At 63.7% G+C, this 22,004-nt stretch carries 23 protein-coding genes and 2 tRNA genes; 15 read left to right on the top strand and 10 right to left on the bottom strand.

Annotated elements, in window-relative coordinates; all coding sequences use genetic code 11:
• The first annotated feature begins 5 nt into the window (after positions 1 to 5).
• Positions 6 to 2,342, top strand: coding sequence for a Tex family protein (locus ACYQ2U_RS12840; RefSeq protein ID WP_459950774.1), 2,337 nt, complete (start codon positions 6 to 8; stop codon positions 2,340 to 2,342).
• 103 nt (positions 2,343 to 2,445) lie between these two features.
• On the opposite strand, the gene ACYQ2U_RS12835 is transcribed toward ACYQ2U_RS12840, so the two are convergent.
• Entirely contained in the window at positions 2,446 to 2,898 is a 453-nt protein-coding gene (locus ACYQ2U_RS12835) for an SRPBCC family protein (RefSeq protein ID WP_459950773.1), read from the bottom strand.
• Positions 2,899 to 2,903: 5 nt separating this feature from the next.
• A complete protein-coding gene (locus tag ACYQ2U_RS12830) occupies positions 2,904 to 3,248 on the bottom strand; it encodes an ArsR/SmtB family transcription factor (RefSeq protein WP_459950772.1) in 345 nt (114 codons plus the stop codon).
• A 213-nt stretch (positions 3,249 to 3,461) separates the two neighbouring features.
• Here ACYQ2U_RS12830 and ACYQ2U_RS12825 point away from each other — a divergent pair, with 213 nt between their 5' ends.
• The 9 genes from ACYQ2U_RS12825 to ACYQ2U_RS12785 all read left to right on the top strand — a co-directional run bounded on the left by ACYQ2U_RS12825 (position 3,462) and on the right by ACYQ2U_RS12785 (position 12,307).
• Positions 3,462 to 4,694 (top strand): MFS transporter, encoded by a 1,233-nt coding sequence (locus ACYQ2U_RS12825; RefSeq protein ID WP_459950771.1) that lies wholly within the window; start codon positions 3,462 to 3,464, stop codon positions 4,692 to 4,694.
• 140 nt (positions 4,695 to 4,834) lie between these two features.
• On the top strand, positions 4,835 to 6,016 hold the full coding sequence (locus ACYQ2U_RS12820; RefSeq protein WP_459950770.1) for an MFS transporter: 1,182 nt from the start codon (positions 4,835 to 4,837) through the stop codon (positions 6,014 to 6,016).
• 209 nt (positions 6,017 to 6,225) lie between these two features.
• On the top strand, positions 6,226 to 6,666 hold the full coding sequence (locus ACYQ2U_RS12815; RefSeq protein WP_459950769.1) for a hypothetical protein: 441 nt from the start codon (positions 6,226 to 6,228) through the stop codon (positions 6,664 to 6,666).
• A 696-nt stretch (positions 6,667 to 7,362) separates the two neighbouring features.
• Entirely contained in the window at positions 7,363 to 7,710 is a 348-nt protein-coding gene (locus ACYQ2U_RS12810) for an arsenate reductase (protein ID WP_459950768.1), read from the top strand.
• Positions 7,711 to 7,716: 6 nt separating this feature from the next.
• A complete protein-coding gene (hslO, locus tag ACYQ2U_RS12805) occupies positions 7,717 to 8,571 on the top strand; it encodes an Hsp33 family molecular chaperone HslO (RefSeq protein WP_459950767.1) in 855 nt (284 codons plus the stop codon).
• 61 nt (positions 8,572 to 8,632) lie between these two features.
• Positions 8,633 to 10,108, top strand: coding sequence for an aminoacyl-histidine dipeptidase (locus ACYQ2U_RS12800; RefSeq protein ID WP_459950766.1), 1,476 nt, complete (start codon positions 8,633 to 8,635; stop codon positions 10,106 to 10,108).
• A gap of 4 nt (positions 10,109 to 10,112) precedes the next feature.
• Positions 10,113 to 10,634, top strand: coding sequence for a gamma carbonic anhydrase family protein (locus tag ACYQ2U_RS12795; RefSeq protein WP_459950765.1), 522 nt, complete (start codon positions 10,113 to 10,115; stop codon positions 10,632 to 10,634).
• An 11-nt stretch (positions 10,635 to 10,645) separates the two neighbouring features.
• A complete protein-coding gene (locus ACYQ2U_RS12790; RefSeq protein ID WP_459950764.1) occupies positions 10,646 to 11,335 on the top strand; it encodes an SIMPL domain-containing protein in 690 nt (229 codons plus the stop codon).
• Positions 11,336 to 11,548: 213 nt separating this feature from the next.
• A complete protein-coding gene (locus ACYQ2U_RS12785; protein ID WP_459950763.1) occupies positions 11,549 to 12,307 on the top strand; it encodes an outer membrane protein in 759 nt (252 codons plus the stop codon).
• Positions 12,308 to 12,372: 65 nt separating this feature from the next.
• Here the strand turns inward: ACYQ2U_RS12785 and glmS are convergent, their stop codons facing one another.
• Positions 12,373 to 14,190, bottom strand: a complete 1,818-nt coding sequence (gene glmS / locus ACYQ2U_RS12780) for a glutamine--fructose-6-phosphate transaminase (isomerizing) (protein WP_459950762.1) — start codon at positions 14,188 to 14,190, stop codon at positions 12,373 to 12,375.
• Positions 14,191 to 14,443: 253 nt separating this feature from the next.
• Here glmS and ACYQ2U_RS12775 point away from each other — a divergent pair, with 253 nt between their 5' ends.
• Positions 14,444 to 14,764, top strand: a complete 321-nt coding sequence (locus ACYQ2U_RS12775) for an H-NS histone family protein (protein ID WP_459950761.1) — start codon at positions 14,444 to 14,446, stop codon at positions 14,762 to 14,764.
• 89 nt (positions 14,765 to 14,853) lie between these two features.
• Here ACYQ2U_RS12775 and ACYQ2U_RS12770 read toward each other — a convergent pair whose 3' ends face one another.
• A complete protein-coding gene (locus ACYQ2U_RS12770; RefSeq protein ID WP_459950760.1) occupies positions 14,854 to 15,645 on the bottom strand; it encodes a TatD family hydrolase in 792 nt (263 codons plus the stop codon).
• Positions 15,646 to 15,712: 67 nt separating this feature from the next.
• Here ACYQ2U_RS12770 and ACYQ2U_RS12765 point away from each other — a divergent pair, with 67 nt between their 5' ends.
• Positions 15,713 to 16,141: a hemerythrin domain-containing protein gene (locus ACYQ2U_RS12765; RefSeq protein ID WP_459950759.1), complete on the top strand. Its 429-nt coding sequence runs from the start codon at positions 15,713 to 15,715 to the stop codon at positions 16,139 to 16,141.
• A gap of 7 nt (positions 16,142 to 16,148) precedes the next feature.
• Here the strand turns inward: ACYQ2U_RS12765 and ACYQ2U_RS12760 are convergent, their stop codons facing one another.
• The 4 genes from ACYQ2U_RS12760 to ispD form a co-directional block, all read right to left on the bottom strand.
• Positions 16,149 to 17,288: an AI-2E family transporter gene (locus tag ACYQ2U_RS12760; protein WP_459950758.1), complete on the bottom strand. Its 1,140-nt coding sequence runs from the start codon at positions 17,286 to 17,288 to the stop codon at positions 16,149 to 16,151.
• Positions 17,285 to 17,761 carry a cyclic nucleotide-binding domain-containing protein gene (locus tag ACYQ2U_RS12755; RefSeq protein ID WP_459950757.1) on the bottom strand — a complete coding sequence of 159 codons (477 nt, stop codon included), beginning with the start codon at positions 17,759 to 17,761 and terminating at the stop codon, positions 17,285 to 17,287. Before ACYQ2U_RS12755 ends, ACYQ2U_RS12760 begins: the two co-directional genes overlap by 4 nt.
• 87 nt (positions 17,762 to 17,848) lie before the next feature.
• Entirely contained in the window at positions 17,849 to 18,334 is a 486-nt protein-coding gene (ispF, locus tag ACYQ2U_RS12750) for a 2-C-methyl-D-erythritol 2,4-cyclodiphosphate synthase (RefSeq protein ID WP_459950756.1), read from the bottom strand.
• Positions 18,331 to 19,011, bottom strand: coding sequence for a 2-C-methyl-D-erythritol 4-phosphate cytidylyltransferase (ispD, locus tag ACYQ2U_RS12745; protein ID WP_459950755.1), 681 nt, complete (start codon positions 19,009 to 19,011; stop codon positions 18,331 to 18,333). Before ispD ends, ispF begins: the two co-directional genes overlap by 4 nt.
• A gap of 62 nt (positions 19,012 to 19,073) precedes the next feature.
• Here ispD and ACYQ2U_RS12740 point away from each other — a divergent pair, with 62 nt between their 5' ends.
• Positions 19,074 to 20,309 (top strand): MgtC/SapB family protein, encoded by a 1,236-nt coding sequence (locus ACYQ2U_RS12740; protein WP_459950754.1) that lies wholly within the window; start codon positions 19,074 to 19,076, stop codon positions 20,307 to 20,309.
• 7 nt (positions 20,310 to 20,316) lie between these two features.
• On the top strand, positions 20,317 to 20,913 hold the full coding sequence (gene mobA, locus ACYQ2U_RS12735; protein WP_459950753.1) for a molybdenum cofactor guanylyltransferase MobA: 597 nt from the start codon (positions 20,317 to 20,319) through the stop codon (positions 20,911 to 20,913).
• 119 nt (positions 20,914 to 21,032) lie between these two features.
• Here mobA and ACYQ2U_RS12730 read toward each other — a convergent pair.
• Positions 21,033 to 21,122 (bottom strand) — tRNA-Ser (locus ACYQ2U_RS12730).
• Between the two features lie 145 nt (positions 21,123 to 21,267).
• On the opposite strand from ACYQ2U_RS12730, the gene ACYQ2U_RS12725 reads away from it, so the two are divergent.
• Positions 21,268 to 21,795, top strand: coding sequence for a C40 family peptidase (locus ACYQ2U_RS12725; RefSeq protein ID WP_459950752.1), 528 nt, complete (start codon positions 21,268 to 21,270; stop codon positions 21,793 to 21,795).
• Positions 21,796 to 21,888: 93 nt separating this feature from the next.
• On the opposite strand, the gene ACYQ2U_RS12720 is transcribed toward ACYQ2U_RS12725, so the two are convergent.
• Positions 21,889 to 21,965 (bottom strand) — tRNA-Asp (locus tag ACYQ2U_RS12720).
• Positions 21,966 to 22,004 lie beyond the last annotated feature (39 nt).

The raw sequence follows: 22,004 nt of genomic DNA, 5'->3' as shown, positions 1-22,004 counted from the left end.
GTTTCATGCTGCCTCCCATCGAACACCGTATTGCCGAAGAACTGGGTGTCCGCCCGCAACAAGTCACCGCCACCGTGCAACTCCTGGACGAAGGCGCCACCGTGCCCTTCATCGCCCGCTACCGGAAGGAAGTGACGGGCGCCCTGGACGATACCCAGCTGCGCAACCTGGAAGAACGCCTCGGCTACCTGCGGGAACTGGAAGAGCGCCGCGCCGCCGTGCTGGCCTCCATCGAGGAACAAGGCAAGCTGACCCCCGAGCTGCGCAACGACGTGGAAAATGCCGATACCAAGCAGCGCCTGGAAGACCTCTATCTGCCCTACAAGCCCAAGCGCCGCACCAAGGCCCAGATCGCCAAGGAAGCAGGCCTGGAACCCCTGGCCGACGCCCTGTTCAACGACCCCACCTTGACGCCCGAAACCGAGGCCGCCAAGTTCGTGAACACCGCCACCGAGCCGCCGGAAAAGCACGTGCCCGACGTGAAAGCCGCCCTGGATGGCGCCCGCCAGATTCTCATGGAGCGTTTTTCCGAAGACGCCACCCTGCTGGAAAAGCTGCGCAACTACCTGAACGACCATGGCCTGCTGGTTTCCGCCGTGGTGGAAGGCAAAGACAAGGACGAATCCGCCGAAGTGGCCAAGTTCCGCGACTGGTTCGACTTCAAGGAAGCCATCGCCGACATTCCCTCCCACCGCGCCCTGGCCATGTTCCGCGGCCGTAACGAAGGCGTGCTGCGCCTGGCCCTGAAAACCGAGCCGGAGCTGCAAGACCCGCCCATGGCCTCCGCCTGCGAAACCATGGTGGCCAAGCACTTCGGCATTCGCAACGAGAACCGCCCCGCCGACAAGTGGCTGACCGAAACCGCCCGCTGGGCCTGGATGGTCAAGCTGTCCCTGCACCTGGAACTGGAACTCATGAACCAGCTGCGCGAACGGGCCGAAGAAGAAGCCATCCACGTTTTCGCCCGCAACCTGAAAGATCTGCTGCTGGCGGCCCCTGCCGGTCCCCGCGCCACCCTGGGCCTGGACCCCGGCATCCGCACCGGCTGCAAGGTGGCCGTGGTGGACAAGACCGGCAAGGTGCTGGACACCACCACCATCTACCCCCACGAACCCCGCCGCGACTGGCACGGCTCCCTGGCCGAACTGGGCGCCCTGTGCATCAAGCACAACGTGGATCTCATCGCCATCGGCAACGGCACCGCCAGCCGCGAAACCGACAAACTGGCCGCCGACCTGATCAAGGGCCTGCCCCAGCTGCACATGACCAAGGTGGTCGTGTCCGAGGCCGGCGCTTCCGTCTATTCCGCCTCGGAACTGGCCGCCAAGGAATTCCCCAATCTGGACGTATCCCTGCGGGGTGCCGTTTCCATCGCCCGCCGCCTGCAAGACCCGTTGGCCGAGCTGGTGAAAATCGACCCCAAATCCATCGGTGTCGGCCAGTACCAGCACGACGTGAACCAGTCCAAACTCGCCAAGTCCCTCGACGCCGTGGTGGAAGACTGCGTGAACTCCGTGGGAGTAGATGTGAACACCGCCTCCGTGCCCCTGCTGACCCGCATCTCCGGCCTCAACAGCACCCTGGCTGCCAACATCGTCGGCTACCGGGACCAGAACGGCGCCTTCAAGAGCCGCGACGAGTTGCTGAAGGTGCCCCGGCTGGGCGACAAGACCTTTGAACAGGCGGCCGGCTTCTTGCGCATCATGGGCGGCGACAACCCGCTTGATGCCTCAGCCGTCCACCCGGAAGCCTACCCCGTAGTGGAGCGCATCCTGGCCGACATCCAGAAGAGCGCCAAGGAAGTGCTGGGCGACAGCCGCGCCGTGAAGTCCCTCAGCGCCGCCAAGTACACCGACGAGAAGTTCGGTCTGCCCACCGTGCAGGACATCCTCAAGGAACTGGAAAAGCCTGGCCGCGACCCCCGCCCCGAGTTCAAGACCGCCACCTTCAAGGAAGGCGTCGAAGACCTCAAGGATTTGCAGGAAGGCATGATCCTCGAAGGCGTCATCACCAACGTCACCAACTTTGGCGCCTTTGTAGACATCGGCGTGCACCAGGATGGTCTGGTGCATATCTCCGCCCTATCCGACAAATTCGTCAAGGACCCCCACTCCGTGGTCAAGGCCGGCGACGTGGTCAAGGTCAAGGTGCTGGAAGTGGACGTGGGCCGCCGTCGCGTCGCCCTTTCCATGCGCATGTCCGACGAACCGGGCAAGCGCTCCGCGCCTGGCAGCAGCGGCGACCGCAATGACCGCATGTCCCGCAGTGGCGCTTCCCGCCTGCAACAGCAAGCCCCCGCCGGCGGCGCCATGGCCGCCGCCTTCGCCAAGCTCAAGCGCTAGGCTCGACCGCCATTACGCAAACAGCCGGCACGCGGGATATGCCCCCGCTTGCCGGCTGTTGTCTTTATCGGGCAAGGCAGACTTTCTGCCGCAGCGCCAGGCATCACGCCAGGTGTTGCCGGACGTAGGCCTCCAGTTTTGCCAAGTGCTGCTTGCCGCCCTCGATGGCGCCGTATTTCTCGACCACCTCGTCCCGTGCCGCCTGGCTCGGATAAAGCTGGCGCAAAGTAACCAGGGTGCCCGTCGCCGTGGGTTCCAGGGTGACCGTGGTTTCAAACCACACCCGCTGGCCATCGCCGTGGTCGTACACCAGGCGCGACGGGGGCACGATTTCCTTGAACAGCGACAGGTTGGGATAACGGGTGCCGTCGGGCCCCACCATCACATAACGCCATTCGCCGCCGACGCGGAAGTCCAGGGTTACCTCCTCGTTCCTGAAACCGTCCGGTCCCCACCACTGGTTCACGTGCTCGGGGTCGGTCATCGCCCGCCACACCAGTTCGCGGGCAAAGGGGATATCCCGTTGCAGGATCAGCTCTCTGTCTTTATCCACCATCGCCATTACCTTTCCCTTTCTGTTTTTTCCAAACTTTGCAAATAGGTTTCCAGCCGATCCAGCCTGGCTTCCCACACCTTCCGCTGCTCCTCGATCCAATCCACCGCCGTTTCCAACGGCGCGGCTTCCAGGCGGCAAGGCCGCCATTGCGCGTTCTTGCCACGACTGATCAGGCGGGCCCGTTCCAAGACCTTCAGGTGCTTAGTGACCGCGGGCAGCGACATGGCCAAGGGCTCGGCCAGTTCGCCCACCGTCGCCTCGCCCTTGCTGAGCCGCGTCAACATCGCCCGCCGGGCCGGGTGAGCCAGGGCCGTGAATACGGCATCCAGTTGCGTATCGTAATTAACCATTTGGTTAAATTAAAGGCAGGCAGCGCATCTGTCAAGCGCAAGCGGGGAAAATCCAGACCGCTAGGTGGTGGGCCGGACCATGGAAACGGTCGCCATCCGGCAAGGCTGATAAAGTAGTGGGCTACGCTTGCCCAGTGGGCCAGCGAACAACAGAAAAGCCTCCGCGTCGCCGTAAGCCGCGCCATGACAGGGGCTCACCAACGACGCCCCATCATGTCCGACGCCCCAGCCACCGACGCCTCATCCCTTTTCCGCCATCCGGTTTTCCTGCGCTTCTGGCTGGCCCGCATCAGCGCCGCCGCCGCCAACCAGATGCTCACCGTGGCCGTGGCCTGGCAGGTTTACCAACTCACCGGTAGCGCCATGGACCTGGGCCTGGTGGGCCTGTTTCAGTTCCTGCCCCGCTTGTTGCTCACCGCCACCGCCGGCAACATGGCCGACAGCCACGACCGCAAGCGCATCGCCGTGCTATCCCAGTTGCTGCAATGCCTGGCCTTGGGCGCCCTGCTGCTGCTCACTGTGACGGACGCCATCAGTCGCGAGTGGATTTTCCTGCTGGTGGCCGTGTCCGGTTGTGCCCGTGCCTTCGACATGCCCGCCACCGCTGCCCTGTTGCCGCGATTGGTGGCCGGCAATCAACTGTCAAAGGCCGTGGCCCTCAGCGCCTCGGCCATGCAGGCGGCCTTCATCATCGGCCCCGCCCTGGGCGGCCTGCTCTACGCCTTCGGCGCCACCACGGTGTACGGCGTCACCCTGGCCCTGTTCGTCGTCGCCACCTTTGCCTTCCAGGCCCTACCGCCCCAACCGCCCCTGACCACGGGCCAGGCCGGCGGCGAATGGCAGAAATTCATCGAGGGCCTCGCCTTCATCCGTGGCCAGAAGGTGGTGCTGGGGGCCATCTCCCTCGACATGTTCGCCGTGCTGTTCGGCGGCGCCACCTCCCTCATGCCCATCATCGCCGAGGAACTGCTGCACACCGGCGCCTGGGGCCTGGGCCTGCTGCGCGCCGCGCCGGCAGTGGGCGCCCTGTTGATTTCCTTCTGGCTGGCCCGCCATCCCCTGGACAAGCGGGTGGGCCACATCCTGTTCGTCTCCGTGGCCCTGTTCAGCCTGGCTACCATCGGCTTCGGCCTATCCACCCACCTGGGCCTGTCCCTCGCCATCCTCGCCCTGCTCGGCGCTGCCGATATGGTGAGCGTGGTGATTCGCGGCTCCCTGGTGCAGTTGCAAACCCCCGACCACATGCGCGGCCGGGTCAGTGCCGTGAACAGCATTTTCATCGGCGCCTCCAACCAACTGGGCGAATTCGAATCCGGCGTCACCGCCGCCTGGTTTGGCGCCGTGCCCGCCGTAATCCTGGGCGGTGCCCTCAGCCTGGGCGTCACCCTGCTCTGGATGATCTGGTTCCCCCAACTGCGCAAGGCTGAAAGCCTGCAAGGGCACTGAAAAAGCACGCTTTCAACCGTTCGGGCTGAGCCTGTCGAAGCCCCAGCCATGCCGCAAACGCGCCGGCATCCCACTAGCGCCGAATGGGCAGGATTGCGTTAAGGTAGGGGCCCGTCCCTGCCCCGAGCCCACCCATCGCCATGCCCCACGGCCCGCGCCGCCTCGTCGCCCTCATCTGCCTGGCCGAAGCCCTGAGCATGACGGGCTTTGCCGCCTACCCGGCCTTCCTCGCGGAACTCAAGGCCCTGTGGGGCATGAGCGGCGCCGAGGCGGGTTTTGCCGGCGGCGCCTTCTTCTTCGGCTACATGGTGGCGGTGCCCTTCCTCGCCGGCATCACCGACCGGCTCGACGCCCGTCAGGTGTTCGTCGCCTCCTGTTTTCTCGCCGTCGCCGGCATGGCGGGCTTTGCCGCCTTCGCCCAAGGCGCCTTCACCGCCGCCGCCTTCCAAGCGTTGACCGGCGCCGGCTTGGCGGGCACCTACATGCCGGGCCTCAAGGCCCTCACCGACCGGGTGCAGAGCCCGCGCCAGTCCCGCTACATCGCCTTCTACACCGCCACCTTCGGCATCGGCACCAGCCTTTCCCTCATCCTGGCCGGACAACTGGGCAAGACCCTGCCCTGGTCCACCACCGTCACCCTGCTAGCTGTTGGGCCGCTGCTGGCGGCGGCGATCTTTATCGTCGCCCTCGCCCCCCAGGCGCCCGAGGTCCATCGTCAAAGCGGCTGGCTGCCCCGCTTCGGCGACGTGCTGGAGCAAAAGCAAACCCGAACCTACATCCTCGGCTACGGCGCCCACTGCTGGGAACTCTTCGGCCTGCGCTCCTGGATGGTGGCCTTCATCGCCTTCGGCTACGGCCTCGGCAGTAGCCAGCCCTGGCTCAGCGCCACCGAGGCCGCCGCCGCCATCAACCTGCTGGGGCTGCCCGCCAGCATCCTGGGCAACGAAGCCGCCGGCAAGCTGGGCCGCAAACGCTGGATCGCCAGCGTCATGGTGGCCGCCGCCCTGCTCTGCTGGCTGGCCGGCTTCGCCGCCAGCGCCCCCTGGTGGCTGATGCTGTTGGTGCTGGCCGTCTATTTCATCGCCGTCATGGCCGACTCGGCCTCCCTCACGGCGGGGCTGGTGGAAGTGACCCCACCGGCCCAACGGGGCGCGGCCATGGCGCTGTATTCGCTGCTGGGTTTTGGTGCCGGCTTCATTGCGCCGCTGGTGTTCGGGGTAATTCTGGATGTAGCCGGAAATGGGCCGCTGGCTTGGGGGCTGGCGGTGGGGAGTTTGGGGATGCTGGGGCTGGGATGGAGTTTTAAATCACAACAAAACTAACTCCATCACCAATCGGCCAAGAGTCGATCTAGACACTCTAGACTATAGGCTTGCTGGCCGTCCTCCATATCGGAGTCGTTATACTGCAGCGTAAATGACAAATGGCTAATAGCCATGAAAAAGTGGCCACAAATCGAGCGTAGTCGATATCAATATCAATTGTTGTACGGACACAGGGTAAACACAGTTAGTCCTCTAAGGAGAGTTGTATGCACTTATTTTTTCGACTCAACGCTATCGCGGTCCTACTATTTACACACACCCTTGCGTTTGCGGATTCCCTCGCCAATCCCATCGAAGCCAGACAACTGGCTGACCGGGTTATGGCGAAGATAGGTGCGGGAGAAATTGAGGCAGGGCTTCTGTTAACGAAGCCATTTCTCTTGGTTCCGACCCCGGAGTTCGATGTAATGCGAGAGCAGCTAAAGATGCAGTTACCCGCCATGTCGTTACGTTTCGGTAAGAGTGTTGGAACCGAGTTTATTCGCGAAGAAAAGGCGGGAGAGAATCTGCTTCGGCTAACCTATGTGCATCGATTTGAAAAACATCCCATGCGCTGGGTTTTCTACTTTTATCGAGGCAAGGGTGGATGGATGCTCAATACGTTCAAAACTGATGATGACATTCGCCAGTTGTTCGCCCAATACTAACCAGATGTCTAAACCCCGTCGGTAAACACGGACGGTGGAACATGAAGCCACGCAGCGCCGATTACCAAGAACGTTGAACACCACACATGCCCGACCATTCTTGGATTTGCAACCACTGCAGAGAAAACAACCCGCCGTACACCGAAGCCTGTCGCAGCTGCTACGAACTTGCGTCGCAGCAAGCTCAAAAAAACCCCGATGCAATGGCTGTGCCTCCTTTGCCAATCCCGGAAGGCGCTACTTTTCTCGAATTTTTCGCACCGGGAAAAGTTTCCTATTTCATCTCCCTGTGGTTATTGTCCTTAGGGTGTGCAATTACCTTGCTGAAGGTATCACTATGTGCTGAACATCTTGGTATCCACAGTTTCTGGGAACCCCTCCTAATGCTAATCAGCACTTGGGAGATTCGTAGTTACTTTCGGAACGAAACTGTTCACATGAGATTCCAGTCTCTTCCGTCCACCCAGATCGATCCGTCCGCTGATAACAGAGGAGCACGAGGGCTTACAGCCTTCTTCTATTTGATCGTCTACTTGCTATTTCTGTGGTTGTCCTGGCGCTGAACCTTAAGCCGCCGGTCGAGATGGACCGATTTTCATAACAAGCAACGACCGCAAAGGATCGATAGCCGCCTCACCACACAATTCCTGCCTCACCCCTCCTGCTAAAATTCCCCTCCCAACGCAGGAGCCCTCCATGGCCAAGATTTACGGCATCAAGAATTGCAACTCCATGAAAAAAGCCTTCGACTGGTGCGACGAGCACGGCGTGGCGTATGAGTTTCACGATTACAAGAAAGAAGGCGTGCCCCGCGACCGGCTGGTGGAATGGTGCCGCGCCGTAGGCTGGAAGACCCTGGTGAACACCAAGGGCACCACCTACCGCAAGCTTTCCCCCGAAGACCAGGAAATCACCACCCAGAGCAAGGCGGTGGCCCTGATGGTGGCGAACCCGAGCCTGATCAAGCGCCCGGTGGTGGAAACCGCCAGCGGCCAGTTGCTGGTGGGCTTCGATGCCGGCCTCTTCGCCAGCTTTGTGAATTGAGCGGCCATGACCGATAGCGTTAGCCGTTTTTTGCTGGAAGACCTGGACATCCGGGGGGCCATCGTCCATCTCGACCATGCCTGGCAAGGCATGCAGGCGGGCCGTGACTACGCGCCCACCACCCGCGACCTGCTGGGCCAGATGGCCGCCGTGACCACCTTGATCGGCAGCAATCTGAAGACCCCGGGTCGCCTTTCCTTCCAGGTGCAGGGCCACGGCGCGCTGCGCCTGCTGGTGGTGGATTGCGACGAACAACTGCGCCTGCGCGGCCTGGCCAAGGCACCCGCCGACCTGGCCCCGGCGCCGGTGCCCGAACTGCTGGGGGACGGCCAACTGGTGCTGACCCTACAAACCAACACCGCCCTGGACCGGCCCTACCAGAGCTTCGTGCCCCTGGAAGGCGACACGGTGGCGGAGATTTTCGAGCACTACCTGGAAACCTCGGAGCAGGCCCCGTCCCGCCTCTGGCTGGCGGCCAACGAACGCAGCGCCTGCGGCCTGTTCCTGCAAAAACTGCCCGACGCGGACAAGAAGGACGAGGACGGTTGGAACCGGGTGCAACTGCTGGCCAACACGGTGAAGGCCGGCGAACTGGCCCTGGCGCCGGAAGAACTGCTGCGCCGCCTGTTCCCCGAGGAAAACGTGCGCCTGTTCGACGCGATGCCCGCCAGCTACTACTGCCCCCGCGACGAGGAAAAAGTGCGAGGCATGTTGATCTCCCTGGGCCGGGAGGAAATCGCCGGCCTGCTGGAAGAGAAAGGCGAGATCGTCATCGTGGACGACATCTGCAACCACACCTACCGCTTCGGCCCGGAAGTGCTGGACCAGCTTTTCCCGCCGGTCAAACGCACATTGCATTAAAACCGGGGCGCATTCTTCATGCGCCCTTTTTACTTCTCAGCCCCTTTCCGTTTCCCTCCCCATGAACATCGCCGCCATTGAACCCACCGTCGTCTGGAAGCACTTCGATACCCTGTGCCGCATCCCCCGCCCCTCCAAGCATGAGCAACGCCTGCGGGACGAGCTGCTGAACTGGGCCAAGGGTCGGGGACTGGCGACCTTGGTGGATGGTGCGGGCAATCTGATCCTGCGCAGGCCGGCCACGGCGGGCATGGAAAACCGGCCCACGGTGACCCTGCAAGGCCACATCGACATGGTGTGCCAGAAGAACGACGGCGTCAGCCACGACTTTCACCGCGACGCGATCCAGGCCGTGCTCAAGGACGGCTGGCTGGGCGCGGAGCACACCACCCTGGGCGCGGACAACGGCATCGGCGTGGCCCTGGCCCTGGCGGCCCTGGAAGCGGACGACATCGCCCACGGCCCCCTCGAGGTGCTGCTGACGGTGGATGAGGAAGCCGGCATGGGCGGCGCCCGCCACTTACCCGAGGGCGTGCTGGAAGGCGAACTGCTGCTCAACATCGACACCGAGGAATGGGGCGCGGTGTACCTGGGCTGCGCCGGCGGCATGGACAGCATTGTCACCAGCCACTGGCAGGCGGAAGCCCTGCCGGCGGGCCACCGCCCGCTGCGCATCACGGTGAAGGGCTTGATGGGCGGCCATTCGGGCATCGACATTCACCGCGAACGGGGCCACGCCATCAAGCTGCTGGTGCGCCTGCTGCGCGCCCTGGAAAACAAGGGCATCGCCCTGCGCCTGGCCAGCCTGACCGGCGGCACCTCGCGCAACGCCCTGCCCCGGGAAGCCCAGGCCGTGGTGGCCGTGGCCGCAGGCGATCTGGATGCCCTGCGCAGCCAGTGCGCACAGTTGGGCCACCAGTTCCGCCTGGATCTGGCGGGCGTGGACGAAGGCGTGACGGTGCTGGTGGAGGAAGTGTCCGAGCCGGCATTGGAAGTGATGGCCAGAAATGACCAGCAACGCATCCTCGCCGCCCTCCACGCCGCGCCCCAGGGCGTGCAGCGCTGGAGCCAGCAGGCCCATGACACGGTGGAAACCTCCCTCAACCTGGGGGTGATCCGTATCGCCGAGGGGCAGGCAGAGGCGGTGTTCATGCTGCGTTCCCTGGTGGATGCGGCGGCACAGGAACTGGCGGCCAGCTTGACCGACCTGTTCACCCTGGCCGGCATGGCGGTGGAACAGGTGGGGGCCTACCCGGGCTGGCGGCCCAATCCCCAATCGGCCCTGCTGGCCCTGACCCGGCAGGTGTTCCAGCGCGAATTCGGCCAGACGCCGGAGATCAAGGTGATCCACGCCGGCCTGGAGTGCGGTCTGATCGGCGGCAAGTACCCGGCCATGGACATGATTTCCTTCGGCCCCGACATCGTCGGCGCCCATGCCCCTGGCGAGCGGGTGGACGTGGCCTCGGTGGACCGTTGCTGGCAACTGCTCAAGGCCCTGCTGGCGGCCATTCCCGCAAAAACCGCCGCGAAAGGATGATGTGATGAGCCTCTATCAACTCGGCGACAAAGCCCCCGTCATTGCGCCCGACGCCTGGGTGGCGCCCAACGCCACGGTGATCGGCGACGTGCACCTGGGCGCCGGCGCCTCGGTGTGGTGGAACACGGTGATCCGGGGCGACACGGACCGCATCAGCATCGGCGACAAGACCAACATCCAGGACGGCTCGGTGTTGCATACCGATGCGGGCATCCATCTGCAAATCGGCAATGGCGTGACCGTGGGCCACATGGTGATGATTCACGGCTGCACCATCGGCGATAACTGCCTGATCGGCATCGGCAGCATCGTGCTCAACCGGGCGGTGATCGGCCGCAACACCCTGGTGGGGGCCAATACCCTGATCCCCGAGGGCAAGGAATTCCCCGAAGGCGTGTTGATCATCGGCTCGCCGGGCAAGGTGGTGCGGGAACTGACGACGGAGGAAATCGCTCGAATCAGCCGCAGCGCCGAGCATTACGCCAAGAACGGCGCGCGCTACGCCACCACCCTCAAAGCCCTGTAAAGGAGCCCGCCATGCGTGCCTTCGCCCTGTTGTTGGGACTGCTGATCGCCCTGCCCGTCCAGACCACCCTCGCCGCGCCCACCACCGAGGCAGCCAAGGGCACCCTGGTGGACTTCACCGTGGAGGCGCGGCAAAGCGCGCCCAACGACCAGGGCAGCGCCACGGCCTTTATGGAAGCCGACGCCGCCAGTCCGGCGGAACTGGCGCGCAAGGTGAACGGCGCCATCGCCCAGGCCCTGGCCCTGGCGAAAAAGACCCCGGCGGTACAGACCCGCAGCGGCAACACCTGGACCAGCCCGATCTACGGCAAGAACGACCGCGCCATCGTCGCCTGGCGCATGCGTTCCGAACTGCTGCTGGAAAGCCGCGACTTGCCGGCCCTGGCGGAATTGGTCGGCCAGTTGCAAAACACCCTGGGCGTGGGCCAGATCCATCTCCAGCCGGCGCCGGAAACCCGCGGCAAAGCCGAGGACCAGGCCACCCAGGACGCCATCGCCCTGTTCCGCGACAAGGCGAAACAAATCGCCCGGCAACTGGGCCGGGACTATCGCATCGTGCAGTTGAACGTGAACAGCAGCCGGGGCCAGATCTACGCCCCCAAGGCCATGGCCCTGCGTGCCGAAGCCGCCGCACTGCCCCTGGAGGCCGGCGAAAGCCAGGTGACGGTCACCGTCAGCGGCCAGATCGAGGTATTGCCCTAGGCAAACACTGATTAAGTCGTCATTCCCGCGAAGGCGGGAATCCACGTGTTGGTATCCATAGCCTCCCGCTCAGGCAAGGCCTGGCCTGCTCGCCCCTCCCTCTCAGCCCCCACCTTATGCGAACCTTATGCGAACCCTATGCTTCTGTGATTTTTGCCACGGTTAAGCTAAGATGCCATCGCTTTACACCTTAATCAAATCAGGGGCTCGGCGATGAAGGGGATTTTGGGAAGTGCACTTGTGGTGCTGGCATGGGGCATAAGCAATGGCGCCGTAGCGCAGACCGCATCGGGCCTCGACTGGTCGGGCGGCTATGTGGGCGGTCTGCTTGGCGTCACCGACAGCAAATCGGAAGTGAGTTCGGTGGCCGGCAGGTTGCAATACTTTGACGCGACCGATGCCGCCCAGATCGCCCGGGTAGGCAAGAACAAGCTGGATCAATTGGGCGTGTCAGGCGGTCTGGTTCTTGGCTACGGCAAGCAGTACGGGAATGTGCTCGTCGGGATCGAGGCCAGCGCCACGAGCCTCTCCCTCGACAAGGAACACGTGGCGCGGCAGGAAATGGATGCCAATCCCGGTTCTCAAAGCACCATTCGACAATCGGTCTCCGCCGATTGGATGGCCGGATTGCGGCTCCGTCTCGGTTGGGCCGAGCGCAATTGGCTGACCTATGTCACCGCAGGCATTGCCGCCACGCGCCTGAAGCTCAACTCCACCTACACGGACAATGCGTTTACCGGTTTCTCCCACGGTTCCAAGTCGACCTCGGTGACAGGTACGAGTCTCGGCTTTGGCGGCGAATACGCGCTGGATCAGAAGTGGTCGTTCCGAGGGGAATATCTCTACACCAAGTTCGACCGGATCTCGACGATGTCCGATGTGACGTCCACCAACAACTCCGGCGGCACCATGATCCACAAGGCCGACCTCGATAATCACGCCCTCTACGTGGGACTCACCTATCGATTTTGACGCGGCTGGTTAGCGACAGACCGATCCCGCTCACCATCACCAACGCCGGCATCCGCCGGCGTTTTTCATTCCACGGTGACGCTCTTGGCCAGGTTGCGCGGCTTGTCCACGTCGGTGCCCTTGACCAGGGCGGCGTGGTAGGCCAGCAGTTGCAGGGGGACGACGTGGAGCACGGGCGAGAGCAGGCCGTAGTGCTCGGGCAGGCGCAGCACATGGACGTGCTCGCCGGGGGTGACTTCGGAATCCCGGTCGGCGAACACGTACAGCTCGCCGCCCCGGGCCTTTACTTCCTGCAAGTTGGACTTGAGCTTTTCCAGCAGGGCGTCGTTGGGCGCCACCGCGATGACGGGCATTTCCTTGTCCACCAAGGCCAGGGGACCGTGTTTGAGTTCGCCGGCGGGATAGGCCTCGGCGTGGATGTAGGAGATCTCCTTGAGCTTCAAGGCCCCTTCCAGGGCGATCGGGTAGTGGTGGCCGCGGCCCAGGAACAGGGCGTGGTGCTTGTTGGCGAAATGCTCGGCCCAGGCGCGGATTTCCGGTTCCAGGGCCAGTACCTTCTGCACCGCCACGGGCAGGTGGCGCAGGGCGATGAGGTGTTGGGCCTCCGCCGTGGCGTCGAGGCGGCCTTGCTGCTTGGCCAGGGTCAGGGCCAACAGGGCCAGGGCGGCCAATTGGGTGGTGAAGGCCTTGGTGGAGGCGACGCCGATTTCGGGCCCGGCCCGGGTCAGGAATTTCAGGGCCGATTCGCGGATCAGGGCCGACTCGGGCACGTTGCAAAGGGACAGGGTATCGGTCATGCCCAGAGCCTTGGCGTGCTTGAGGGCAGCCAGGGTGTCGGCGGTTTCGCCGGACTGGGAGATGGTGACCACCAGGGTGTCGGCGGCGGGCACGGAGTCGCGGTAGCGATACTCGCTGGCGATTTCCACCGTGCAGGGCAGCTTGGCAACCTGCTCGATCCAGTAGCGGGCCACCAGACCGGCGTGGTAACTGGTGCCGCAGGCCAGGATCAACACGGATTTGACCCGAGCGAAAATGGCCGGGGCGTCGACGCCGAACACATTGGGCGACAGGGCCTGGGCGCCGCCGATCATTTCCAGGGTATTGGCCAGGGCCTGGGGCTGCTCGAAGATTTCCTTTTGCATGTAGTGGCGGTAATGGCCCAGCTCCACCGCGTCGGCGGAAAGCTGGCTTTCCACCACGGCGCGCAGGGCGGCGCTGCCGTCGGGACGAACGATGTGGTAGCCGTCCTGGCGCAGCTCGGCGATGTCGCCGTCCTCCAGGTAGATCATGGAGCGGGTCACTTGCAGCAGGGCCGAGGCGTCGGAGGCGGCATAGTGGCCAGCTTCGCTGATGCCCAGCAGCAGGGGCGCGCCGTGGCGGGCCACGACGATGCGCTGCTCCCCTTCCCGGGTTACGGCGATGGCGTAGGCGCCCACCAGTCGGGCACTCGCCAGGCGGACGGCGGCGAACAGGTCGGGCTCGGTCTTGAGCACTTCCGCCAGCAAATGGGCGACCGCCTCGGTGTCGGTGTCGGAGGTGAATTCGTAACCCAGGGCGCCCAGTTCCCGGCGCAATTCCTGGAAGTTTTCGATGATGCCGTTATGCACCACGGCGAGGCCGCCGGAAATGTGGGGATGGGCGTTGCGCTCGCAGGGCACGCCGTGGGTAGCCCAGCGGGTGTGGGCGATGCCGATGTGGGCGGACAGGCCATCGGCCTGGGCCGCCAGTTCCGCCACCCGGCCGACGCTACGGACGCGGACCAGTTCCGGCTTGAGCAGGGCCAGACCGGCGGAGTCGTAACCCCGGTATTCCAGCTTGCGCAGCCCCTCGATCAGGACCGGGACGATGTTCTTGGGGGCGACGGCGGCGACGATTCCACACATGGGGCGGGTCTGGCAGTAACGGTAAAGGCGGCGATTATAGCCAGCCGGCGACCGGCCCAAAGCCGTGAAAAAGCCCGATTCCCGCCGGGATGGGCGGCTCGCGGAAATACACGGTAACAACTGGGTCGAATAAAAAATTAAAACTACGTATTAACCGCAATGTCCCTCAATTATTATTAAGGTAATATTCCCCGCGATTCGGCTTTTCTGCCGGACTCCCCTTAATAAACGACATCTTCAGGAGAAAACATTCATGGATATTTCCCACCTGTCCATCGCCCAGTTGAAGGAATTGCAAGCCAAGATTCCGGCTGAAATCGCCAAGCGCCAAACCGAAGACAAGCAAAAGGTGTTGGATCAAATCGCTGCCCTGGCAACCTCCCACGGTTTTTCCCTGGAAGAACTGGTTGGCAAGAAGTCCGGCAAGAAATCGGCGGCTGGCGGCAAGAAGGTGGCAGCCAAGTATCGCCATCCCTCCCAACCCGAACTGACCTGGACCGGTCGTGGTCGCAAGCCCGTGTGGGTCAGCGAATTGCTGGCCACTGGCAAGACCCTGGAATCCCTGGCGATTTAATTCCGGCGTTCGGGGATCGCGCCTCGGCGATCCCCGAAAAAACATCCCCGCTCATGCGGGGATATTTTTTCCACCTAGCCTCGCCTGCCCTAGAAAATTCCGCCGCTCGTCGCGCTGTCCCTATGCAAGCCCGGCAGCACCCGCAGCGCATTGGTGCCTGTCGTGGCCATCACTTCGGCAACGCCTTGCTGGCGAAGTTCGGCCAGCACCTCGGCGATGGCCATCAATTCCCCCGGCTCATTACGCTGTTTCCATTTCCATTCGGGGGCAATATCCGGTGCATCGGTTTCCAATACCAGGCTTTCCGCCGGTAAATCCCGCGCCAGGCGGCGCAGATGATTGGCTTTTTCGTAAGTCATGGCACCGCCAAAACCCAGGACAAAACCCAGCTTAATAAAAGCCTCGGCTTGCTGAATACTCCCATTAAAGGCATGGGCTATTCCGCCCACAACCTTGATGCGGCGTAATTCACGCAATATCGGATCGATGGCGCGCCGCACGTGGAGAATGACCGGCAAGGCCATTTCCCGGGCGATTTTCAATTGTTCGACAAAAAAATGTAATTGCCGGGCTTCGTCCCGGGGTTCGACAAAATAATCTAGGCCGATTTCCCCCACCGCCACCGCGCCATTGGACAAATATCGCCGTAATTCGACCAGATCCTCGTCCTGTGCCCGGTCCACATAAAGCGGATGGATGCCGAAAGCGGGAAAACAATCAGATTCCCGCCGGCACAAATCGGCCACCGTGGAGAAATTGTCCTTTTCCACCGCCGGCACCACCAAGGCCCGCACCCCCCGCTCCCGAGCACGGGCAAGAACCGCTTGCCGATCGATGGCAAATTCGGCGGCGTCCAGATGGCAGTGGGTGTCGATCAACATGGGCAACTGACCTGAGTCAAGTAGAGGCAAGGCTGGGCCGGTAGAATCGGCGACCATCGTTTATTTTATGTCCGCCGCCATGTCCCTCGCCCCCTGGAAACCGGAATATGAATTGGGCCTCGCTCCCATGGACGAGACCCATCGCGAATTCATCGACTGGCTCAACCGACTGGACGCCGCCCCGGACGAAGAGTTCCTGACAGGATTGGATACCTTCATCGAGCACACCCAGCACCATTTCGACCAGGAGGACCGCTGGATGCGCGGGTCCATGTTCCCACCCGTGGAGTGCCACGGCGGCATGCACGCGGAAATCCTCAAGATTGCCCGTTTCGTCCGGGAACAGGTGAGCAAGGGCAACCTGAAGATGGGACGGCAACTGGTAAAGGAACTGGTGCCCTGGTTCGACGACCACGCGGCCACCATGGATTCAGCCCTGGCAAGCTGGATCAATCAGACCGAGTACAAGATCGACGTTCCCGTCGCCGCCGACTAAGCCGCCCTCAATCCACCAGGTCCAGGCTGGCCTGGCGTGCCCGCAAGCGCCGGCTGTGGCGATAGCGGGCCATCAGGCGCGGATCGGTGATGATCTTGCCGATGGTCTTGCCCACCACCATCACCACCCCGAGCAGGGGCAGCACCAGCATCAGGCCGGGAATCCCGGCCACCGCACCGCCGACGAAGATCATCAGCACCGCCAACAGGGGATGGATGTGCAGGCTGCGACCGATGGTCAGCGGCATGTAGAAAAAGTCGTCCAATAGGCGCACCGCCACGAAAAGAAAGATGGCGGCGTAGGCCATGCTCGGGTTGGAGGAAAAGTCCGTGGCCGCCACCAGCACCACCAGCAAGCCCCCCAGCACCGAGCCGACGAAGGGCAGCCAGGCCAGCACGGCGCAGACCAAGCCCAGCAACAGGGGGGCCGGCAGGCCGATCCACCACAGTCCGGCAGCCAGGGTGACCGTGTCGAGCAGGGTCAGCCGCAGCAGGCCCTGGAAATACGCCCGAGTGGTGCGGTCCACTTCGTGCAGCAGGCACAGGGTTTTTTCGAAAAAAGCGTTGGGCACGGCCCGCCCCAGCATGTGCTGGAAGTCGCCGCCATCCCGCAAGAAAAAGAAGGCGACGAAGGGGGCCAGCAGCAGGCTCGGCGCCCAGGTCAGCACGCCCAGCACCACCGGTTCCAGGTATTGGCTGACGCTGCCGGTGACCCCCGTCAGCTTGTGTTGGACCTGGTCCGCCAGATGGGCGCTAGAAAGCATGGCGGAGGCCTTTTCCAGGCCGTGCAGAGTACGCCCGAGCAGCTTGGTTCCTCCATCCACATAGCGGATGACCGAGGATTGCCAGTCCAGCAGGTGGCTGGCGATCCAGGGCAGGAAGAAGCTCAAGTAGATGGCCGCCGTCACCAGGAACAAGGTCATGACCACCACCGATGCCAGGGAACGGCTCATGCCCCGGTAGCGCAGCCATTGCACCGAGGGGAACAGGAAGTAGTACAGGATCAGGGCGAGCAGAAAGGGCAGCACCAGCCACAGCACTTTTTGCAGCAGGAATAGCAGCAGGCAAGTGCTGCCGATCACCCCGGCCCAGACGACGGGGCCGTCCCGATCCGGACCATGGAAAAAAACCCAGGGTTGGCGGCTCACAGGTGGTCCTTGCCGTGGTCCCGGCTTTCCACCATGTCCCGCAGGCGGCGGCTCAGGTGGCGCGCCAGTTGCAGGGCGATCTTGGAGGCCACCCGGGCGTCGGAGGCCAACAGGCTATGGAAGTCGGTGCGGAACATCACCCCCAACAGGCAGCGCCCCGAAGCCCGAACCTGGGCAGCGCGCACGGCGTTGTTGAGCAGGGCCTGCTCGCCGAAAAAGGTGCCCGCCTCCAGCTCGGCAATGAAATCCTCTTCCTCGGCACCGTGGTGACGGATCGACACCCTGCCCTCGAACACCAGATAGATGGCCTGGCCTTCTTCGCCCTGGTCGAAGATGACCTCGCCATCCAGGTACTCGCGCTCGTGGAGCATGCCGTCCACGATGCGCAGTTCCCGCGCGTCCAGGGTGGAAAACAGGGGCATGCCCTTGAGCCGGGCCAGGCGTTTGGGCAGGGTGCGGGAGAACAGGGACATGGCGACGGAGAGGAGTCGAGGTTCGGCCGATTCTAGCGGCTAAACCTTGCCGTTCCGTCCCAAGTCGGCGCTAGGCCACGGAGAGATTCATGCCGATTGCAACAGGGCCACCGCCTGGGCGGCGATGCCCTCACCCCGACCGGTGAAGCCCAACTGCTCGGTGGTCTTGCCCTTGATGTTCACCTGCTCGGGCGCGATGCCCAGGTCGGCGGCGATGTTGGCCGCCATGGCGGCGGCGTGGGGCAGGATCTTGGGGGCCTGGCAGATCACCGTGCAATCCACGTTGGCGACGGCCCAGCCGGCAGCCCGCACCTTGGCCGCCGCGCCGCGCAGCAGCACGCGGCTGTCGGCCCCTTTCCATTGGGGATCGGTGTCGGGAAAGTGGCGGCCGATGTCGCCCAGGCCGGCGGCGCCGAGAATGGCGTCGGTGACGGCATGGAGCAGCACGTCGGCGTCGGAATGGCCCAGCAGCCCCTTGTCGAAGGGAATTGTGACGCCGCCGATGATGCAGGGCCGGCCTGTCACCAGGGCGTGCACGTCGAAGCCCTGGCCTACGCGAAATTGAAGGGTCATGATCGGTTTTCCAGAATCCAGCCGGCCAGGAGCAGGTCCTGGGGATAGGTGATTTTGAGATTGGTGGCGGCGCCTTGCACCAGGCGGGGACGGTGGCCGAGGAATTCCATGGCGCTGGCCTCGTCGGTCACCGCCGGGCAGGCCTCCAGGGCCTGCAACAAGGGGCCGTGGCGGAACATCTGCGGTGTCTGCGCCTGCCACAGGTTGTCGCGGGCAACGGTGACGGCGATATGGCCACCTTCCGCCCGCTTCAGGGTATCGGCCACCGGCACCGCCAGGATGCCGCCGACCGGATCGGCCCCGGCCTGGTCCAGCAGGCGTTCCGTCGCCTCCCGGTCCAGGCAGGCCCGGGCCGCGTCGTGCACCAGGATCCAGTCGTCGCGGCCCACCCGGTCGGCGATGGCGCGCAATCCCGCGGTCACGCTGGCGGCACGAGTGGCGCCGCCGCAACGCAGGGGCACCAGGCGATCGCCAAAGGCGGACCAGTCCTGGCTGTCCCAATAGCCATCGTCGGGGGCCAGAACCACGAACAGCTTTTCCAGGGCAGGGACGGCAGCCAAGGCGGCCAGGGTGTGGTGCAACACCGTCTTGCCCAGCAAGGGCAGGTATTGTTTGGGCAGTTCACCGCCCATGCGCGCGCCGCTGCCGGCGGCGGGAACCAGTGCGTAGTAGCTCATATCCCGGATTGTACGGACTAGAATCGCCCTCCAGTCACTGTTCGCCGCCACTTGGGAAAAACATGCCCGCCGATTTGCAAGCCTTCGTCACCAGTCTCGCCATCGGTCTTTTGATCGGCCTCGAGCGTGAACGTAAGCCCGACGCCAAGGCCGGCCTGCGTACCTTCGGCCTGACCGCCCTGCTCGGATGCCTGTCCGCCCTGATCGCCCGGGAAACCGGCAATGGCTGGATCCTCGCCCTGGGCCTGCTGACCGTGGGCGCCATGATGATGGCGGCCATCGCCATGGACCCGCCGGACGACGGCGACCCCGGCACCACCTCGGTGGTGGCCCTGATGCTCGCCTATGGCCTGGGCGCGGCGGTGTGGCTGGGCCATGGCCCCCTGGCGGTGATGCTCGCCATAGCCGCCACCTCCCTGCTCTATTTCAAGTCCCAACTGCATGGCTTCACCGTCTCCCTGTCCAATAAGGACGTACTGTCGGTGCTGCAATTCGCCGTGCTGTCCTTCATCGTGCTGCCCATCCTGCCGGACCAGAACTACGGCCCCTACCAGGCCTTCAATCCGCACCAGATCTGGCGCATGGTGGTGTTGATCTCCGGCGTCTCCCTGGCGGGCTATGCCGCCCTGCGACTGGTGGGCGTCCAGCACGGCGCCGCGGTCATCGGCTTTTTCGGCGGGCTGGTGTCCAGTACCGCCACCACCATGGTCTTCGCCCGCCATGCGCGCAATGAGAGCGGCCTGATCCCCACCGCCGCCCTGGTCATCCTGCTCGCCAACCTGGTGGTGTTGCTGCGCATCGGCCTGGTGGCCGCCTTCCTCGCCCCTGAGCTGATTCCCGACCTGGCGCCCCTGCTCGGCTGCGGCTTCGTCTTCGGCCTGGGGGTGGCCCTGTGGGGATGGAAGCGGCACGGCGAACATCAAGACCTGCCCATGCCCGAGGTGCGCAACCCCACGGAACTGCGTACCGCCCTCACCTTCGGCCTGCTCTATGGCGCCGTGCTGCTGGTTTCGGCCTGGTTGCAGGATTTGGCCGGCAGCAAGGGCATGTATCTGGTTTCCCTGGCCTCGGGCCTCACCGACGTGGATGCCATCACCCTGTCCACCCTCCACCTGCTAGAAATGGGCAAAGTACCCACGGTCACCGCCGTCACCGCCATCACCTTGGCGGTGCTCTCCAACCTGGCCTTCAAGGCCAGCCTGGCCATCAGCATCGGCGGCAAGACCCTGGCTTGGCGGGTGGTGCCGGGCATCATCGCCATCGCCCTGGGCTTGAGCCTCGGCTTGGTGCTGGTCTAGCCCCGCCATGGATCTCGACCACGCCGCCGTCACGGGCCTGGTCCTGGCCGGTGGCCGGGGGCAACGCATGGGCGGCGAGGACAAGGGACTGCTGTCCTGGCAAGGACGCCCCCTGGCCGCCCACGCCCTGGCCCGGCTGGCCCCGCAAGTCACGGGGCTGATGATCAGCGCCAACCGCAACCTGGACACCTATCGTCGCTGGGGCCATCCCGTGTTGGCGGATGCGCTGGGCGACTACCCCGGCCCCTTGGCCGGACTCCAAGCGGGCTTGGCCGCCTGCGACACCCCCCTCCTGGCGTGCATCCCCTGCGACACCCCGAACTTCCCGACGGACCTGGTGACCCGGCTGCGCGCCACCCTGGCGCACAATCCCCAGGCCCTGGTCACCTGGGCGACCACGGACCAGGGAGAACACCCGGTTTTTCTGCTTTGCCAGAAAACCCTGCTCCCCGCCCTGGTCGACTATCTGACGGCGGGAAAGCGGCGGGTCCGGGATTTTTTGCTGGGAGTCGGCGGCGTGCCCACCCATTTCGACCAGGAATCGGCCTTCGCCAACCTGAACTGCCCGCAAGACTTGGCGCTGGATCCATCGACTGAGCAATAACGGCCACCGCGATTGCTTGTCCCACTCCCGCCCAAGTCATGGGCGGCCACCAAAGAGAAAACCCGCTCCGACTCAGGACCTTGGCACTCGCCAGGGAAGAATCGACGCGGGTTGTTCATTGGCGGAGGCGGTGAGATTCGAACTCACGGACGTCTTTCAACGTCGCCGGTTTTCAAGACCGGTGCAATCAACCGCTCTGCCACACCTCCGTTGCGGGCCGCTATTCTGACCATTTCACCATTCCCTGTCCATGGGAACGCAGCAGAAAGTCAGCCGGCACTTCAGAAGTCCGTCATATTCCACTGAATGAACAGGGGTTTACGCCTCCGGCGCAAGTTGTTATAGTGCCGCCCCATGCGTTCAAAAAACTTGATCCTTGCGGCGATTTTCAGCCTCGCCGCCCATAGTGGGTTAGTCGCGGCAGACGAAGCAACACCGGTCGCGGCAGAGACGCCTCCCTCCCTTTTCAAGCAATACACCGCCAAGGCCCAGGCGGCGACCCAGGCTGCCCTCAACCAGGCCATGGACCTGCTGGGCATCCGCTATCGTCGCGGCGGCACCTCTCCCGAATACGGTTTCGACTGCTCCGGTTTCGTCGGCCACGTGTTCCGCGAGGGCATCGGCCTGATCCTGCCCCGCAGCGCGGCGGAAATCAGCAAAACCGGCGAGAACGTGAAGCGGGAAGAACTCAAGCCCGGCGATCTGGTGTTCTTCAACACCATGCGCCGCGCCTTCTCCCATGTCGGCATCTACCTGGGCAACAACCAGTTCATCCATGCCCCCCGCGTCGGCGGCCAGATCCGCATTGAGGACATGCGCGAATCCTATTGGGCCACCCGCTACAACGGCGCCCGTCGGGTCACGGAAGACCAGGGTAGCTGAGCTACTGCTTTCTTCTGCTTGCCTTTCCTCTCCGGAGGCAAGGCAAGCAGAAAATAAAAAAGCCATCCCGAAGGATGGCTTTTTTATTTGATCTGGCGGAGTGGACGGGACTCGAACCCGCGACCCCCGGCGTGACAGGCCGGTATTCTAACCAACTGAACTACCACTCCAATTTGCTGCTGCCGTTGCGCTGGAGAACGCACTGCGCT

It is taken from the genome of Denitratisoma sp. agr-D3 (assembly GCF_054658675.1).
Note: the sequence above shows the minus strand (reverse complement) of the source record. Positions and strands in the feature narration are given on the sequence as shown.

Bases quoted from the DNA above. Each gene is read 5' to 3' on its own strand.
- ACYQ2U_RS12820 (WP_459950770.1), top strand. From the start codon at position 4,835: ATGCCCCACGGCCCGCGCCGCCTCGTCGCCCTCATCTGCCTGGCCGAA.
- ACYQ2U_RS12755 (WP_459950757.1), bottom strand. From the start codon at position 17,761: ATGTCCCTGTTCTCCCGCACCCTGCCCAAACGCCTGGCCCGGCTCAAG.
- ACYQ2U_RS12840 (WP_459950774.1), top strand. From the start codon at position 6: ATGCTGCCTCCCATCGAACACCGTATTGCCGAAGAACTGGGTGTCCGC.
- ACYQ2U_RS12825 (WP_459950771.1), top strand. From the start codon at position 3,462: ATGTCCGACGCCCCAGCCACCGACGCCTCATCCCTTTTCCGCCATCCG.
- ACYQ2U_RS12770 (WP_459950760.1), bottom strand. From the start codon at position 15,645: ATGTTGATCGACACCCACTGCCATCTGGACGCCGCCGAATTTGCCATC.
- ACYQ2U_RS12790 (WP_459950764.1), top strand. From the start codon at position 10,646: ATGCGTGCCTTCGCCCTGTTGTTGGGACTGCTGATCGCCCTGCCCGTC.
- ACYQ2U_RS12815 (WP_459950769.1), top strand. From the start codon at position 6,226: ATGCACTTATTTTTTCGACTCAACGCTATCGCGGTCCTACTATTTACA.
- ACYQ2U_RS12795 (WP_459950765.1), top strand. From the start codon at position 10,113: ATGAGCCTCTATCAACTCGGCGACAAAGCCCCCGTCATTGCGCCCGAC.
- ACYQ2U_RS12830 (WP_459950772.1), bottom strand. From the start codon at position 3,248: ATGGTTAATTACGATACGCAACTGGATGCCGTATTCACGGCCCTGGCT.
- ACYQ2U_RS12810 (WP_459950768.1), top strand. From the start codon at position 7,363: ATGGCCAAGATTTACGGCATCAAGAATTGCAACTCCATGAAAAAAGCC.
- ACYQ2U_RS12785 (WP_459950763.1), top strand. From the start codon at position 11,549: ATGAAGGGGATTTTGGGAAGTGCACTTGTGGTGCTGGCATGGGGCATA.
- ACYQ2U_RS12800 (WP_459950766.1), top strand. From the start codon at position 8,633: ATGAACATCGCCGCCATTGAACCCACCGTCGTCTGGAAGCACTTCGAT.
- ACYQ2U_RS12740 (WP_459950754.1), top strand. From the start codon at position 19,074: ATGCCCGCCGATTTGCAAGCCTTCGTCACCAGTCTCGCCATCGGTCTT.
- mobA (WP_459950753.1), top strand. From the start codon at position 20,317: ATGGATCTCGACCACGCCGCCGTCACGGGCCTGGTCCTGGCCGGTGGC.
- ACYQ2U_RS12725 (WP_459950752.1), top strand. From the start codon at position 21,268: ATGCGTTCAAAAAACTTGATCCTTGCGGCGATTTTCAGCCTCGCCGCC.
- ACYQ2U_RS12765 (WP_459950759.1), top strand. From the start codon at position 15,713: ATGTCCGCCGCCATGTCCCTCGCCCCCTGGAAACCGGAATATGAATTG.
- ispF (WP_459950756.1), bottom strand. From the start codon at position 18,334: ATGACCCTTCAATTTCGCGTAGGCCAGGGCTTCGACGTGCACGCCCTG.
- glmS (WP_459950762.1), bottom strand. From the start codon at position 14,190: ATGTGTGGAATCGTCGCCGCCGTCGCCCCCAAGAACATCGTCCCGGTC.
- ispD (WP_459950755.1), bottom strand. From the start codon at position 19,011: ATGAGCTACTACGCACTGGTTCCCGCCGCCGGCAGCGGCGCGCGCATG.
- hslO (WP_459950767.1), top strand. From the start codon at position 7,717: ATGACCGATAGCGTTAGCCGTTTTTTGCTGGAAGACCTGGACATCCGG.
- ACYQ2U_RS12775 (WP_459950761.1), top strand. From the start codon at position 14,444: ATGGATATTTCCCACCTGTCCATCGCCCAGTTGAAGGAATTGCAAGCC.
- ACYQ2U_RS12835 (WP_459950773.1), bottom strand. From the start codon at position 2,898: ATGGTGGATAAAGACAGAGAGCTGATCCTGCAACGGGATATCCCCTTT.